Raw genomic sequence first — 17,636 nt, forward strand, 5'->3', positions numbered from 1 at the left:
AATATTTATTCGAGGTAATATGAATTTAAAAAAGAAAGTTAAAACTTTACTTGCTGCTGCCGGTAGTGTCGGTTTGATAGCAAGTATCTCAGTTGGTGTGTCAGCTGGTTCACCAGCAACATCAAATAATACTACATATGAAATTTACCCTGGAGTACAAAGCATTACATATCAAAATTCAGATTTTTTAATCTCTAATGATGTAAATATCGTTTTTGAAGACGGTATTGATAATGCAACCATAAATCGCTTCAAGGAAGTTTTAAAACTCAAAAATCTTACTTATAGTCAAACTCGCAGAGTTATCCCTGGTAAGACAAATATTTTAGTAGGAATCAGAAATGATTCTGATAACTTGGTTGATAACCAAGTTAAATCACTTGGAATCACCTTTGATACTGTATTAGATTCAAAAATTGAATCATATCAATTAGATACAAAATCAGTAAAAGATAGCAACTATACCACTAATTACATTACATTAGTTGCTAAAAATACCGAGGCTGCCTTTGATGGTGCTACAACTTTGTGACATATCTTTAAACAACTTGATGGAAGCAAAATCAGAGACTTTGAAATCAAGGATTGAGCTGATGTAGCAACCCGTGGAGTTATCCAAGGATACTATGGCGATGGATGATCATTAGATGCTTCTAAAGATTATATGAAGTGAGGAAGTTACTATAAACTTAATGCATACTTTTATGCACCCAAAGATGATTTAAAAACAAATACTCAATGATCTACATTAAACACAGAAGATGAATTAACTAAAATTAAGGATTTAGCTTCTACATCTGCTGCAACAAAGGTAAGTTTTATTTATACATTAAATCCTTTTGCAGGAACTGATGCATTTACCAAAGCAAACTATGCAGAGAAATTTGAAAAACTTAAAGCTAAATTTAAACAAGTTATCGATGCTGGTGTACGTCAAGTTGGATTAGTTGCCGATGGACCTAATAAACCGTTTGAAAGCACCCAAAGTACTAATAGTACTCCTAATCCTGCTCCTGCTGCACAAGCAACAGATAATGGTTCTGAAGGTGATTCAAGTTCAGGACAAGCTACATCTGGTGCTGTAGCAACACCAGAAAACAACGATAGTCAAACACAGCAAAAAAAATTACTATCAGATTTAGTTGCTTGATTGAAATTAGAAAAACAAGTTTATCCGGATTTAAAAGTTACTCTTCCATATTTAGTTAATGAATATTCTGGTACTGGTGAAGAATATTTTAAAGACTTTCCATCAGAAGTTCAAGTAATTATGGGTGGTGGTAGCGAAAGAACTGTAGATGATACATTTACTAACTCTTATGTTAATCATACCAATTCTTCTGAATCATCTAAGTCATATACACTTAACAGTCCAATTCTTTGAGTTAATTGACCGTATACAGAAACTACACAATCTAAATTAATATTAGGTGGTTATAAAGCATTTTTAAAACCAAATCCAGATACTACTAAATTTACAGGATTATTTTTAAATGCATCTCCATATGAACAAGCATCAAAAATTGCGATGTTTGGTGGAGCAAACTATGGATGAAAGAAATGAAAAACTGATGATGAAATTAATAAGGTATTATCAGCAGCATTTAAACATTCAATTAATAACTCAGAGCAAGATTCACCAGTTTCTTTAGCATATAAAGAAGTAGCTAAACACCTTGTTAACAAAGGACAAGTTTTTAGTCCAGAACCAGATTTAGATGAATCAGCAAATATCCAACAACCTATAAATACATTAGTTCAAAAACTAAATAATGATACTGTGACAGCAACAGATGTAAATCCGCTGATTCAACCTTTTCAAACTATTTTAGATTCTTTAAACACTTTATTAACATCAAAAGATATCCCGCAACTTTTAGTTGAAATCAAACCATGATTACAATCTTTCCAACAACTTACTAAAGGAGTTTCTTCATTATTACAAGCCGTTATTGAATTTAAAAATAATAATAAGGATGAATTTGTACAACTAGTGCAAGCAGCAAAAGATGTAATTTATGATGCTCGTAATCATTACAAAGTAGTGTTATCTGGACAATTAATCCAAGTAGAACCTGCTGTTCAATACATCCAACCACTTGCTGATGTATTAATGAACTGAGCAGACAGTAAAATTGACGGATATACTTTACAACCAACTACTTATACTACTTCATTTATTACTAATATGCAATATCCATCAGGTTCTACAAACCTACAAGATGCTTTCAAACCGTTTAATACTAACCAAATTATTTATCAAGATTCATTTGATGGAACACAATCTACTCTTAAAACCGGAGATTACATCGGTGCTAAATTCAGTGAACCAACCACATTATGAGGGGTTCATCTAAGATTCTGAGCAAATAATCAAGATTATTTTCTAACTTCAATATTACAATATCAATTAGCAGGTTCTAGTCAATGAAATAATATAACATCATATACTTGACCTAATAATCAAAATACTAATATTTCTTATACCGATACTGATGTATATGGAAAAGATTTTACCTTTACTCCAATTGATAATGTAATTGCAGTGAAATTAGTTGATCATGAAACAGGTAATGGACGAAAAAAATGGATGCGTTTATTAGAATTTCGTCCAAACCCACAAAACCCACAAAAATATAATAATGTAACTTATAATTCAAATAATACCACCTTAATTAATAAAAATTCTAATACTACTAATTTAGCAGATGGAAATAAAAATACTGAATCACAATTTTCAAATCCACAAACTAATACTGGTTCAAATGATGATAAAATTTCTGAAGGTAAAACCTTAGGTTTTTCTTTAAATGAACAACAAGTTGTTACTGAAATCCAACTACAACAAGGATGAACTACTAAGACCGATGTCGTATCATCAATCACTGTTGAGTATAAAGATCCATCTGATTCTAATACTTCTACTCAATGAAAACAATTTGGTTCAACTACATTAAATACTAATAATAATAACTCTAATATCCTAGCAATCAGTGGTTATGCAAATGCACAAGATTTTAGATTTAAAGTAAATTCAACTACAAATCATTGATGAAGAATTAATGATATCGCTGTTTATGGACCAAATTATAAAGCTAAACCACAATTATCAATTTCTTCAACCTTAACACCAGATCGTTCAAGTAGTTTTAATAATGCACTTGATTCAAATCCAAATACTGTAGCAATTATCGATCATGCTGCTAGTAATAAAAACATCCAAGCAAATGATTATTTTGATATCGAATTCACCCGTCCGGTGCAACTATCTACATTGAATATTAAACAAGATCCAAATGGTTTAGTTCCAAATCTTATTATTCTTCCTAAGATAAATAATCAAACACCAGATACTAATAAAGTTGAATTAACATCAGTATCTGAAGACCAACAAGTATCAATTCCATCTAAATGAGGACTTGTTACCGGTGTACGTATTAAAGCAAATAAAACTATCGATGCTCCTTGGAGAATTCGTGATATTAGTTATACTGAAATCGAACAATCTACTGATAAGTATCTTGGATCACATCCAGCATCAAATGATAACTTCTTAACCAAAAGAAATGGTGATACCTTTGAATTATTTAATAAAACAACACCACAAACCGCAACTGCTGTTAATTTAAATAAAGATGAAAGTGTGGGATTAGATCTAGGAAATGTTTATACTGTTGATACTATTAATAAAGACATCGGAACATCGCCAGATTCAGCCTTAAAAACACAATACTCAACCGATGGATACATCTGAACTGATATGACTTCCGATACTTTAGCATCGCCAACACAAATGCGTTATGTTCGTATTAAGAACACCAAAACCGATGAATCAAGTAGCGCTATATCAATGCAATTTAAAGATTTAAAAGCACATATTGTCGAATATAAACCATATGGAAGTTTTGTTTCAGGAACCTTAAATGCTGATTTTGGAACCTTAAAAAATGCTTTTGATGGAGATTATAATAGCAAAGTTATTTTTGCTAAACCACCTGTTAAAGATGATAATCTAATCTTTGATTTGGGTCGCGAAGTAACTTTAAAATCATTAAAACTTTTTGCTGATAAATACACCAAAGACTATCCGAGAGATTTGGTTGTTAGTGTTGCTACTACTAATTCTTCTTCTTCTTCATGAACCGATGTGTTAACCATCGGTGATTCTACTACTGATACCGATTCAAATTCGAGATTAGGTGAAACTAATAATGCAACAGATGATTCAAACCATCCAGATGTAAAATATTGAGCATCATCTAATATAACTCCAAATACTAAAGCTAGATACATTAAATTTACTATTAAAGCAAATTATCCAGCAGATCGTAAATTAACCTTTAATCAAATTTTAGTCAATGATGGTGAATATGTAGCAGCTGATAATGATCCAAGATTTACTGGAACATCATATTCAGAAACTTCACAAAATACCACACCTGATAAGATGTTAGATGCTGATATCCATAGTTATTATGAACCTAAATCAGATAATGGAAATATTAAATGATATGTGGAAAAAGATTATTTCGACCGTCGTGATCTAAGAATAGTAAGCGAAGGCGTTCCTTCAAATGCTGAAGTATATGCAAATATCATTGATACTTCTAACACATCTGCTGCTGCGACACAAACTAAATTAGGAACTTTATTTAATAATGTAGTTGAATTTAAAGTACCAAGAGAAAGTAATAAAGCAATCACATCAATTGAAATTAAATGAACTACTAATAAACCTAAGATAGCTGAAATTATTGGATTCTTCAAAAATCAATCTAGCAATACATCTAAAACTGATTTAGATACCATTAAAACCAATCCAGCTGAATATGATAGTTGAACCGATGCAACTAAAGCAAGTTATGATAAAGTTAAAGCATTAGCTACAACTGCTGCTGCAACTGATGAATTATTAACCCAACAAACTGTTAATGAAATTAAAGCGATGGCAGATAGTATTAAAAATTCAGCTGTCACAAAAGCAACTAATACATCTGATTTAGAAACCAAAATAAAAGAACCTGTAACAAATACTGATAATATTTTATATACTCCAGATTCATTTGCTCAATATGATGTAGCATTATCAAATATCCAAAATGCTCTTAAAAATAAAGGTAATATTTCTACTGCTGATGTAACTAATCTTTCAAGTGCATACGATACTGCTAAAAATGCATTAGTAAAATCTGATCTTCCATATCAACAAGCATTGCTTAATGTTAATAATTTTGGAACCTTAAATAAAATTAACTATACTAATGAATCTTATCAAGCTTTAAAAGCAATTGTAGATCAAATTAATACTAAGTTAGCAACTGATGGTCTTGATCCACTTGGATACCGCGATTTAAATAACCAATATAAAACTAAATTCACAGAACTAGTTGCTTCGAATCGTTCTAAGATGCTAAAAGCATACAATGATTATTTAGAAAATAACACCTATGCATTTACCGATCGCTACCAACATCGCTTTAGTTCACTTGCTTCAGCATTAAATGACTTAGTTGATTCGCAACATTATACTATTGCAAATCCTAATGTAACAGCAGATCAAGTAAATAATGCTTTAACTAATCTAAAAGCATTAACTCAAAAATCAATTGCAGAACGTAATCGTTTAATCTACTACTATGAACAACTAACTCAAAAGCAAATTGAAAATACTAATAATCTTTATACACCTGATTCATATGATAACTATCTAAGAGTCTTTAATCAAATTAAAAACTCTCAACAAGATATCAACCGTATTAGTGAACAAGATATCAAAGATGCTCAAGCTCGTATGGAATTAGCACAAGAAAGTTTGGTAATTTCAGAAAATCAATTAGATGCTGCTAAAACCCTTGCTAATTCATTGCTTGCTAATTTAGAAGATAAAGCTGATTTTGCAAGCAAAATATCATCTGCAACCAAAGACGATATTAGCAATATTATCAAACAAATCCGTAGTAATTTAGCTAAACAACTAGCAGATAAGCGAGCAAAAGCTTACGCAGATGCTTCTGAAGCCGTAGCTAAAATTAAAGATATTAATACACGTAATAATCTAATTAAGCAACTAGAAACTGCTAAGGAAGTTTCAGAGTTTAATACTGTTACAGCCAATGCAAATAATGCATATAATCTTGAAGTTCAAAACCAAAAAGCATTCGATGCTGCTAAGGCAGAAGTAGTTGATTTAAATAAACAGGTAACTGACACAAATAAACAAGAAGCCTTTAATTTCAAAATTAATTCAATCACTGATATTAATGATTTTAAAGCAGTTAAAGATGCAATTAATAAACAATTAGCCCAAGAAAAACAAGATCGTGATGCACAAGCTGAAAAAGAGCAAAAGGAACTTGATGCTCTTGATAAACAAGTGCAAGATATGCTTGCAAAACTTCCTGCAAATAATGCACAAGCTCAAGATTTGAAAACTAAATATCAAAATCTTACCAAAACCTTACAATCACTTAGCGACTTTAAAGCAGAACTTACAAAGTTTGAAAATGATCTAAAAACAAAAAATGAGCAAGAACAAGCTGAAAAAGATAAAGCAAAAGAAGAAGAAAATAAAAAACCTGTTGGTAAATCAAGTAATACTGGTGCTATTATAGGTGCTGTTGTTGCTTCATTAGTTGTTTTAAGTATTGTTGGAATCTTTGTATGGTGATTTATGAAAAAGCGCAAGAAATAATCTCTAAGTAGCCGTATAGGCTGCTTTTTGATTATAAAAACACCACATCAGTTGTGGTGTTTTTTTAAAATAAATCAGCAGGTTGATCAGAAAAGTTTTTTGCTCCATAACGTTCTGGGAATAAATAAGAAAGTAAACGTATTTTTTCATAAAATGAATATGGGTTTTGTGGATGATGTCCGTTTCCGATATATCCAATTCTTTGGCCATCAAGTAGCATAATTGATGCAGTTCCTTCTTTAGCGGTAGCACCATATTGATCTTGGGTAACTAAACCAGCTAAATTACCTTGACTATCAAAAACATTTGATCCAGATGAACCAGCAGCTAAATCCACACTGTTTCATCCATACACAATGGTATCATTTTGATGGTTTAAAGAACCGACACTGTTAATTTTTCCTTGGTATCTAAAATTACCTAATAAATACTCACGAAAGCGTGCTTGACCAGTTCCTGTTGGTGAATCAGGGTTTTTAGAATTTTGTCCGGGCATCGAACCGACAATTCAGTTTAAATTATTATAAGCATTTTGATGTAATAATTCATTTGAGATTTTAATTGGTTTAGCATTCTTTCAATCTAAAAAGAATTTGATAATTCGCTTTTGATCCTCGGTAAGTTTTTGTCCTTGGAAAGTAAAATTAGTATCATCGATATTTTTCTCTGCAAAGTTATTTTCAAATCATGAAATATCGATAATAGCTACATCAACATCGGAATATTTTTCTCCAGTTTTAAGTTCATTACCATAATTATCTCGAAAGTCTTTAAAATATGGATCTTTGTATGAATCTTGAATATCTTTACCATTAGCAAAAAAGTGTGAAACAATTTCTATACTTAAATTGCTGATCATATTTTGTCCTAAACCATGACCTTCCAAAATTGGTTGTGTTTTTTGCATATTATCTGCTGTATCAGTCGGTTTTTTTATAAAGATTGGAGATAATATATTATTTCTAGTTCTACGTTCAATATCTAATCCATCTAAACTCTGTCCATTTCGCACTCATGATGCATTAGCATCATCTAATAAATCGATATTATGTGAGTTGGATACAATATAGTAGCGATGATCACTTGCATCATCAGGTTTTACCTTGTTAAATAATCCTCATGTTCCACGACCATGATAATCAAAAGCAAAAGTTCTTCGACGTACATCAGTTAATACATTAAAGGTATCATCAGAATATAAACGTTGAACGATACCATCTTCGCTTTTAAGTTTAGATGTTTGTTGGAATTTATCGTATGAAGCAACAGTTTTTGCTTCTTCTTGTGCTTGTGGACGCGATTGAATGGTTTCAGTTAATGATACCGACATTGAATCTTTAAGTTGTTTTCCTTGATAAGTTGGGTTTTTAGTTGGGTTATTTTTATCATCAACATAATTCATTGTTAAAAAGACATTTCCAACAAAAGCAGATGACTTATTAGCCAAAATATGTTCAGATAAAATATCTGTAAAATAAATATCTGAATGTTTTGGTATAACTTCTAATTTTAACTTCTTACTTGATTCATCATAAGTTACTTTAAATGAATAACGATCTTTCATCATTGCAAATAAAGTTTGGTTAAATAATGCATCTTCGTTTCTTGGAGTAATTGTAAAAGTAGCATCATTTATAGTATGTTTTGCTAAAAGTTCTTTGAAAGAAACTGAAACATTAACAAATGAAAGCAATCCTCTTGGAACTGGAACAGATGAATTACGGTTAGTTTTACTCATAATAATTTTAGTATTTTCTAATTCAAATCTAAAGGTAAAATATACATCATCTTTAAAGTTTTCTCAGTTTTTATATTCATCTAAGTCTTTTTCAATTGATATAGAATGATGGTTATTACCAAAATTAAAAATAGTATGAGAAAGAATTTCACGTGGTGTAAAGAAGAAAAAGTCAAGTTGCTTACCACTATCATCAACTAAAATAAAGTTCTTTTTTTCTTTTGTACTATCATCTTCTAATTTACGATATTTTCACATTCGCTCATATTCAACCAAAGCAAAATGATTTTGCAATGAATAAGGGATTTTGTTTTTTGTTTCATCTTTCATTCAATAACCAATTAAGTCATCAACGGTTAAGTTTTTATTTTGAGTGATTAAATCGTTATCTGAATATGTTGTTGTCATAGTATTTTCAGAATTATCAGTTAATAAATAAGGACTGCTTCCGTTTGATGAATAATTAAAATGATATCTAAATGATTTTTCGACATTAGCAGGAATACTAAATTTATCATAATACATATCCATTCTTTGTTTCTCGGTTGCATAAATTTTTGAAATAGTATATTTAGCATTCTCAAAGTATCCAGAAATTTGGAATTTTCATAATTTTTCAAATGGAACAATCAATTTTAATGTCGGTGGTAAAACATACCCGTATGCTTCAGTACTTTCTGTTTTAATCTCGGGATTTAGTTCGAAAACAATTCATTTGTTTTTGAACAACTTTAGATCCTCATCAGCAAAATCAAATTTTGCTGATCCGTATAATTTTTTATTACTTTCATCTAAATATGTTGTAAATTTAGATAAATTAAAGGTTTTAGTTGAAACACTGGTGCTAAATTTATATTTATCTAAAAATGAAAATCCTGTTTGTTCATCTCCTACTTGTGCAGCAGTAATGATATATTTAGAGATGTTTTTAGGTAAGACTGATGTATCAAATGATGCAGTTTTTTTATTTTTATCTACTGTTGCATCAATAAGTTTTGAATATGGATCAAAGGGGTTCAAGTTTTTTACCAAGAACTTAATTGAACTTATAGTATCATTTAAAGTTTGTGAATATGTAACAACAACTTTATTATTTTCTACCTTAGAAGATAAAATATCTAAAACAGGATTTTTATAGTTATTTGTAAGTGTTCCTGATGAATTATTAAATCCAGGAAAACCTTTGACATCGTAGTATTTGCTATCTCCACCAGTGTTTTTTTGTAAAACTAAGTCAACATAATTATCAAAAATATGTGTTTCATTTGGTGGTAAATATACAGTGTATTTTTTAACATTTGGTAAACCATCGATCGCAGATCTTCCGAATTGTTTGTAGTTAAATGTATTATTATCTTTATATTTAATAAAATATTGCGGAAAATCTACATTTGAACTATCAGATTTTTTTGCTGCAGTAAATTCGAGCAAAACACCACCATTATAATATCTTTTTGCTTGAAAATCATTCTCACTACTAAAACTAAAAGCACTTGATTCGCTTGTATAGTTTTTATTTTCATAAATAGTATTTAATCCAGTAAAATGACTTATATCAGTTGAACCATTACTTAAACCTGTTATTTTTACAAAATCATTTGTAGTTAAATTTGATATTGTAAAAGTAACTAAATTATTATTAACAGTTTCACTAACAGTTGATTCACTTGCTGAATCAAGAGAATCCTTGGTTGCTTTTTTATATTTTAAAGTAAGTGATGTATTATTTGCTAAATTAACAGTCTTGATTTCTAATTTAATGGTATTATCAGCAATAGTAGACTTAATTATTTGAGTTGTTTGTGGTGGAGTTAAAACATCTTTATCAACATGTTTGTAATCACTACCATCGATGAATGAAAAATATTTAGTTAATGAATTATCTGCTTTAATTTCTGAATCAGTTGTGTTTGTATATGTATTTACATTTATTAAATCTTTGCTATACATCCCAAAGATATATGAATCGTTAAAAACTTTTTTAAAGTTATCACTTACGAATGCTTTAGCATTAATATCTAATGTTTTAAATGTTGGATTGATGCTTGGTAAATTCAAAGCAACATTATTTAATTTTAAGGATATAAGTTGATAAGTTGTATTGGCTGATAAATTAGCAAAATTCAAATACAAATTATTACCTTCGGTATAATTTGTAACTTGTAAACTTTTAGAATTAGATAATGATGCATCAAAGGTATGCACATTCGCATCATGTAATCTACTATTTGATGTAAATGAAATTCGCAACGATGCTGATGTTTTTGAAATATCAGTTACATCAATAGAATTAATGGTAAATTCATCTTTGGTTGGCCTTGGTTTTTCGACAGGTTTACTGTTTTCATCAGGGTTAGTAGTTGATGGATTTTGATTACCTGGAGCATTTTCATCAGATGGGTTTTGTTCACTAGGATTACTTGGATTTTGTGGTTCACTATTCGAACCACCTTGACTTGTTTGTGAATTGCCTTGTCCACCTTGATTTTCACCACCTGGTTGATTATCTGGTGGTGTTATAGGATTCATTGGAGTCGTTTCTGAATTATTAGCGGCATTAAATATAACGGTTAAATTACTGTGATATTGAGTTGATGCAATTTCTAAATATGAAATACCTAATTTATTATTATCAGGTTTTGTAATGCTTGAAATATCAAAAGTAAGTAAATGTGTATTTGCATCATATAGTTTCGATGTAAGAGTGCGAGCAATATTTTTAAATTTAATTTTTGCTTCATTTGCAAACATTGATGCATCAACATTAGCAAGTTTTACATATAATTTGCTATTATCATCAGAAAGAGATAATTGAGTAATCTGTGGATCGGTACTTATTGATGCTGTATGAAAGAACAATTTATTTTGGTCATTGTTTGATAATTTTAAAACTGTATCATCAATATTAAGTTGGGATAAATTATAATCAGTATTAGGAGTAAGGTTGGTATATTTAATAGTAATTACATCATCTTTTGATGTAATCGATGCTGGTGCAGTAGGATTTAAAGTAGCAGATAATTTACTTGCATCTAAATTTTTGTTTGTTAGCTTTAATGTGATTGTTGCAGTTGTAGAATCTGAATCAACACTTATGATGTTTGCATCTGTTTTTACATCATATGGATTTTTAGGTGTTTTAAATTGTAATTTAGCTTTATCAGAATCAGAGAATTTTAATTCATTTCCATTAGCAAAAATTTGGTCAATTTGATATTGTGTATCTGCTTTTATGTTTTCAAAAGTTACAGTTAGGATATTAGATAAGATGCTGATATTAGGCATATCATATTGGGTTGGTTTACTTAAATGTAACGAAATATCAGTAGCTTTATAAGTTTTAAATAACTTTATTTTTATAACTGCTGAGTTGTTATTCACATTAACTGTTTCAACTTTTCCATCAAAACTTTGCTGGTTTTTAGTTTCAGGATTTCCACAAGCGATTGTTATAGCAGATACACCTGCACTAACAAATACACTGGAAATAAGTAGTTTCTTTATCTTTTTCATCATTACTCCTATTTTTTAATTGGATTTTCAAATTCGCTGAAGATATCGAGCATTTTATGTTTTTTAGGATACAAACGATTCAATCGTTGCACTTTATAAGCAAATGAACCATTATTATAATCATTTAATTCACCAAAGAAATTAATTCTTTGTGAAGATAGTAAATACGAAGATGCCTCACCATTTTCTTCATTAGCATGAATTCCTAAAAAGTTTCCTTCATGATCATATAACCCTGTCCCTGATGAACCACCTGTTAGTTGATAATTAGCATTAAGTTTAATAATCTCACCACTAGAATTTTTAAAACGTTTAATAAATCCAACTTTTTCTGTTTTAGCATTTGGAACTTTATTACCTGGATAAAACAAGATGTCACCAATAAAGTTTTGACGAACTTGGATATTCTTTTTAGTATTGCGAGTAGTAGAACCTGGGAAAGAAGACATATACATTGTATAATACATATATGGGTGGATATAACGGCCCATTTTAGATACTTTATTATGTTTTAGACTCTTTCATTTGTAGATATGTTCAGCTGTTTTAAATTTCGGATCATTTTCTTTATTTACATCACTTTTATGTTGATTATAATAATTTATCAATTCAGTAATATCAATGATGTGAATTTTAAAATCAGTTCTGTTTTTAGCAGGGACATTTGATAAACTACCGTCCATACTCTTATTGTTGTTATTATCAGATGTCCAAAAAATTGAATTACCAGTATTAGATCAATAACCACCTAAAAATAAGCTAACATCTTCTTTAGAAGTATGTGGTTTTGGAGCAGATATATATCCAGGATTTAATACAGGTACATGGATATTTGTTCCAAAATAATATCGATTATCATTTTCATTATCTGGATCTACTTTACCAATCATCCAAGCTGTCCCCCATCAAGTTCCAAAAGAACGTGTTATAACATGATCTTGAACTGTATTTCGAGGTGAAGAATTTGTATATCATGTTGTAACTTCGATATTAACAGGCGTATCAGAATCACTATAACCAATACTTTTAAATTTTGTCTCTTTATCAAATTCAAATCCATCTATTTTTAATTGATTTTTTGCCTTTGTGTGTTCATTTGTAAATGAAAGTGGTTGTCCATTTTTTAAATACATAATTGACAAATAATTTCAAGTTTTATCAACAAATGTTGAATAACTTGAAGAAAGATTATGTATATACATATCTTTATTAATATGCCCTTGACGAGCTATTAACGAGATTTTTAGTTTATCACCACTTAATGATACTTGTGCTTTAAGATGTTTATTCATCAAATCTTCAAGTTGTTGGTCAGTCAATGTTAAATGATAACTGTCATTTGAATCAATTTTTCTACCAATCTTCTTCAATAAATCTTCGGTTTTTCCTAAGAATTTTATTTTGATATCAGAAATAGTTTTGTTAGCTGCTGCATTAAGTTTATTTCAACTAAAAGATACCGCTCAATCAAAACTACCAAAAGAAAATTGTCTAAAATTAACTTGTTTTGGACTTGCCACAAAAGAAAAATTAATAATTGCTTCTTTATTGCTATCTAAATTTTTGAAATTTCGGATGTCTTTTTCAACATAAACTTCAGTTCTATTAGAATTTTCATTCATTTCTTTATCTAGAACATTTTCTTTCATTGCAGCAAAATTATATTCTTTATGATTATCAAATTCTATAACAGGTAATGGATTATTGTATTGTGTATAAGCTGTTGCTACATAAGTATTAATATCACTAATATAATGTGTTAAAAACAATGTGTTCTTTAAATAAGCATTATTTAATGTTATATAGTTATGTCAATTAAAAGGGATAGATTTTGGTACATTTCCATTTGTATTATCTGTTAACTGTGATTCTTGATATTGCGAATTATTAGTTATATTTAAATTAGTTTGACTAAAAGATGTTCCCAAAGCATCTGAATAAGCATTTTTAGAAACATCTAAACTTGGTTTTAACTCAGTTGTTCCACTTTGCTGAATTAAAGATAATTTACGATGTTTGCTATCACCATCTTTTCCTTCATCATCATAATCTATAACAGATGATAAATCATATTTATTAACAATTTGTACTTGATTTAGTTTTCAAGTAATTCCTTCGGTTAGTCCAGTGAAAGAAAACTTTTTAAGTTCATCAAAGTTTAAAAACACTGATTTTGTGTTTTCTTGGCGAAATTGACGTTCAAATCAATCTCCACCGTCTGATGAATACCCATAACTGCGTTTTTGATCGTCTGTATCAGCCGGAGTATTCTTTTGCACTAAGTCTACAAAAGTAAGTTTAACATATTTGTTTTTAAATTGCTCGACTTCTGAATCGGTAGCATTAAGGTTGATTGCTCCTACATATGTATTAGTAGAAGCATCTGAAAGAGCAAATTGTATTTTTGTAATAGTTGGATTAAAGGTTTGATTTGAACTTCAAGCAACTTCTTCGGGAACATTAAAAGAATAATTGTTATTTAATGCTGTGACATCAGAAATAATGTATTTATTGTATCCTTGATTAAAGTTAATAATACCTTCAGATTCAATATGTCCGTTTTTATAAGTTCCAACAACTGCTATATCTGCATCATAGACATTTACATCAGGTTTGATGGTAATAAGATATTTATCATTGCTTTGATTAGGTAAATAACTTACATTAACATTAACTTTGTTATTGTTAATACTAAATGAACTTACATTATATGTAGCAGTTGTTCCTGTTTTATTTATAACTTTAACACTACCACTAAACTCTACTGCTTGATTTGCATACATTATGTTAGAAATAGTATTGTTTGAATTACCATTACTTACATCAACTAAAATATTTTGTGATGTTCCATTATATTTAGTTGTGTAATTTTGTCCGTTAAAGGTAAATTTGAAATCATTGTTTTTAGAAGTTGGTAAATGGTCAAAAGCAAACCACAACATTTTATTATTAATCAATGATATTTCTTTAATATGTAAGTTATCCTTAGCATTAAATTTACTTACCTGTTCATCGTATTTAGTAAATGAATCTAAAAGACTATAGTTCAATGCATTAAATTGCACACTGTTATCACTAGTAGTAAAAGTTTGATTATTCAAAGATATATTTTGACTTCCAATTTGGATGTTATCAAGATAATATGTTGTATGTGATGCAAGATTGTAAACATCAAAAATTAGATTAGTATTATTTACAGCAGGATTGCTAAAATCTAAACGATGCCCACTTGCATCCTGTAGTGATAATGTAACATTATCTGATGCATCGAGTGATGTATCTAATGAAACATTTATTCTTGCTTTATCACTTTGGATATTAGAAATACTAGAATTTTGTATATGATATGTTTTTTGTTCTTTTGCTGGTGTGCTTGGTTCTATTTGTTGTTGCGATGTTGTAAATGATAAATTACTACTTGGTAGAGCTAAAGAATTCCCATTTAATGATACGGATGTTAAGGTATAAGTTGTATTCGGTTTAAGTGAATAAAAAGTTGTAGATAAAATACTAGTTTCAGTTATTAAAAGATTTTGAGTATGATTTTGTCCATCTGAAATAGTAATTAAAAGATTGTTTTTATTTGCATCAGCAAGTGTATGATTAGAAAAATTTAAATTTAATGTAGCATCGGTTGCATTAACATTACTTCACGATACATTTGAGATACTAAAATTATCTTTTTTAGGATTTGGGTTATTTTCTTTTTCTGATGAATTATTTGGTTTTTGATTACCATCTAAATTAAGGTTACCTGGTGGTGTGGTCTGTTCGACATCTCCTGGATTAGGATTTGTTTCTTGTGAATCACCAGGATTTTCTGGATTATGTTTTTCAGGATCTGATGGATTAGGTGTTGATGGTTGGTTCCCTGGTTGTGCTTTCTCACCTGATGTCGGGGGGGGAGTTTGTTCATTATCTTTAGGTGTTTGTGGTTGTTCTACATTATTTTGTGGTTTAGTTTTAAATAAAAATTGGTTTTGTAACTTTGCTGTTTTCAATGATTTACCATTGTATTTAATATCAAAGGTATATATTTTATTAGAAAATAAACCGTTTATGATAAAAGTAACGGATTTTTTATCGACTGATAAGGTTCCGTTAACATTTTGATTATTATAAACTAACGAAAAATAACCATTTGAAGAAACTGGATGATCTAAAAATGCTTTAATTGTAACCGAATCTGATGTACTTTGAGTTTGTACACTTTTAAGATGTATCTGTTTTTTTTCATATACTTCTGTGTTTGCATTAGTGCAAGCTACAGCAGAAACTGTTGTAAAACCTAAAAAAGTAGGAACTATATATTTTCTAAATTTCTTTTTTCGCATAATAATCCTTTATAATTTAATGATATCAAAATTCTCATAATTTTTTGTTTTTATAGCATATATAGATATTTTAATAACAATTATGTGCAAATATTTAGTTAAAATATCATTTTTTATTTGCTTTTATTTTAGATATATAAGTGATAACTTAATATCTAAAAACAAATATTGAAATTTTGTATAGTATAATACTTTTTTATAAAAATGGTTGAATTTTATTTGATATGCATATAAAAAGTCGGATATTAACCGACTATTTATATGCTAATTTTTCTGAGTGTATTTTTGGTGAATAAGATCTTAAGAATTCTGTCATTAAATCAATTGTTGCTTGGATATCTACTAAAGATGCAACACCAATAGGACTATGTAAATATCTTTGTGGAATTGAAATAGTCATTACAGCAGTCCCACCTAGTGCAAATTGTAATTCTGCTGCATCGGTTCCACCACCACCTGCTACATATTTATATGCAGGTATTTGTTTATTTTTTGCAACTTCAAAGAGATATTCAATTAATTTAGCATCTGGTAAGGTTCCAGAATCTTTTACTAAAATTGATACTCCGTTTCCACAAACTGGTGTACCAGATTTAGCACCAGTTGTATCGTGTGCAGCACCTGTATCGACTGCAAATGCTACATCTGGATTAATAATTGATACGGATGTTCTAGCTCCACGAGTTCCAACCTCTTCTTGAACTGTTCCGACTAAATAGACATCACATTCTAATTGTAAATCAGCGATATTTTTAGCTATAAATTCTAATGCTGTAACTCCAGCACGATTATCCATTGCTTTACCACCAACTAAATCATTTGCAAGTTCTACATATTCACCACTAATGAAAATTTTATCTCCAATATCGATTTTTGCATCCAAAACTTCTTGCTTACTTTTAAAACCTAAATCTACATATAGATCATCAGTCTTAACTGCATTTTTAAGTGATTCGTTTGTTTGGATATGGATGCTGGTGTGTCCAAAAACACCTGTAAATCTTTGATTTTGCGAATTCACCACAATTGCTTTAGTTCCAATTACAACAGAAGGTCATTGTCCACCAATTGCTGTTACCATTAAATTACCATTATCAGCAATTAAGCGAACCATATATCCTACTTCATCCATATGTGCAGCAATCATTACTTTTGGAGCATTTTCTACTTTTGATTTTTTGTAAAAAATCACTGAACCTAATTTATCTCTAGAAACTTCAAAACCCTTAATATTTCTTTTAAGTTCATCTACTACTGGCTCTTCAAAACGCGACATTGCTTCAATTGACATATATTTTTTTAGTCTGGTAGATAATTCTTGATATTTTGCTTGCATTTATTCTCCTAATAAAAAAATCAG

Annotated in this window: 4 protein-coding genes; 1 reads left to right on the top strand and 3 read right to left on the bottom strand. The window is 29.5% G+C overall.

Going from position 1 to position 17,636, the window contains the following annotated elements:
- The first annotated feature begins 19 nt into the window (after positions 1 to 19).
- Positions 20 to 6,691: a beta-N-acetylglucosaminidase domain-containing protein gene (locus ACXYRN_RS00120; protein WP_458607207.1), complete on the top strand. Its 6,672-nt coding sequence runs from the start codon at positions 20 to 22 to the stop codon at positions 6,689 to 6,691.
- A gap of 64 nt (positions 6,692 to 6,755) precedes the next feature.
- Here the strand turns inward: ACXYRN_RS00120 and ACXYRN_RS00125 are convergent, their stop codons facing one another.
- From ACXYRN_RS00125 to ACXYRN_RS00135, 3 genes are all read right to left on the bottom strand, one after another.
- On the bottom strand, positions 6,756 to 11,942 hold the full coding sequence (locus ACXYRN_RS00125; protein ID WP_458607208.1) for a hypothetical protein: 5,187 nt from the start codon (positions 11,940 to 11,942) through the stop codon (positions 6,756 to 6,758).
- Between the two features lie 8 nt (positions 11,943 to 11,950).
- Positions 11,951 to 16,276, bottom strand: coding sequence for a proline-rich domain-containing protein (locus ACXYRN_RS00130; RefSeq protein WP_458607209.1), 4,326 nt, complete (start codon positions 16,274 to 16,276; stop codon positions 11,951 to 11,953).
- Positions 16,277 to 16,529: 253 nt separating this feature from the next.
- Positions 16,530 to 17,612, bottom strand: a complete 1,083-nt coding sequence (locus ACXYRN_RS00135; protein ID WP_458607210.1) for a M42 family metallopeptidase — start codon at positions 17,610 to 17,612, stop codon at positions 16,530 to 16,532.
- Between the last annotated feature and the right edge of the window lie 24 nt (positions 17,613 to 17,636).

This window comes from Mycoplasma sp. 4423 (genome assembly GCF_054353855.1).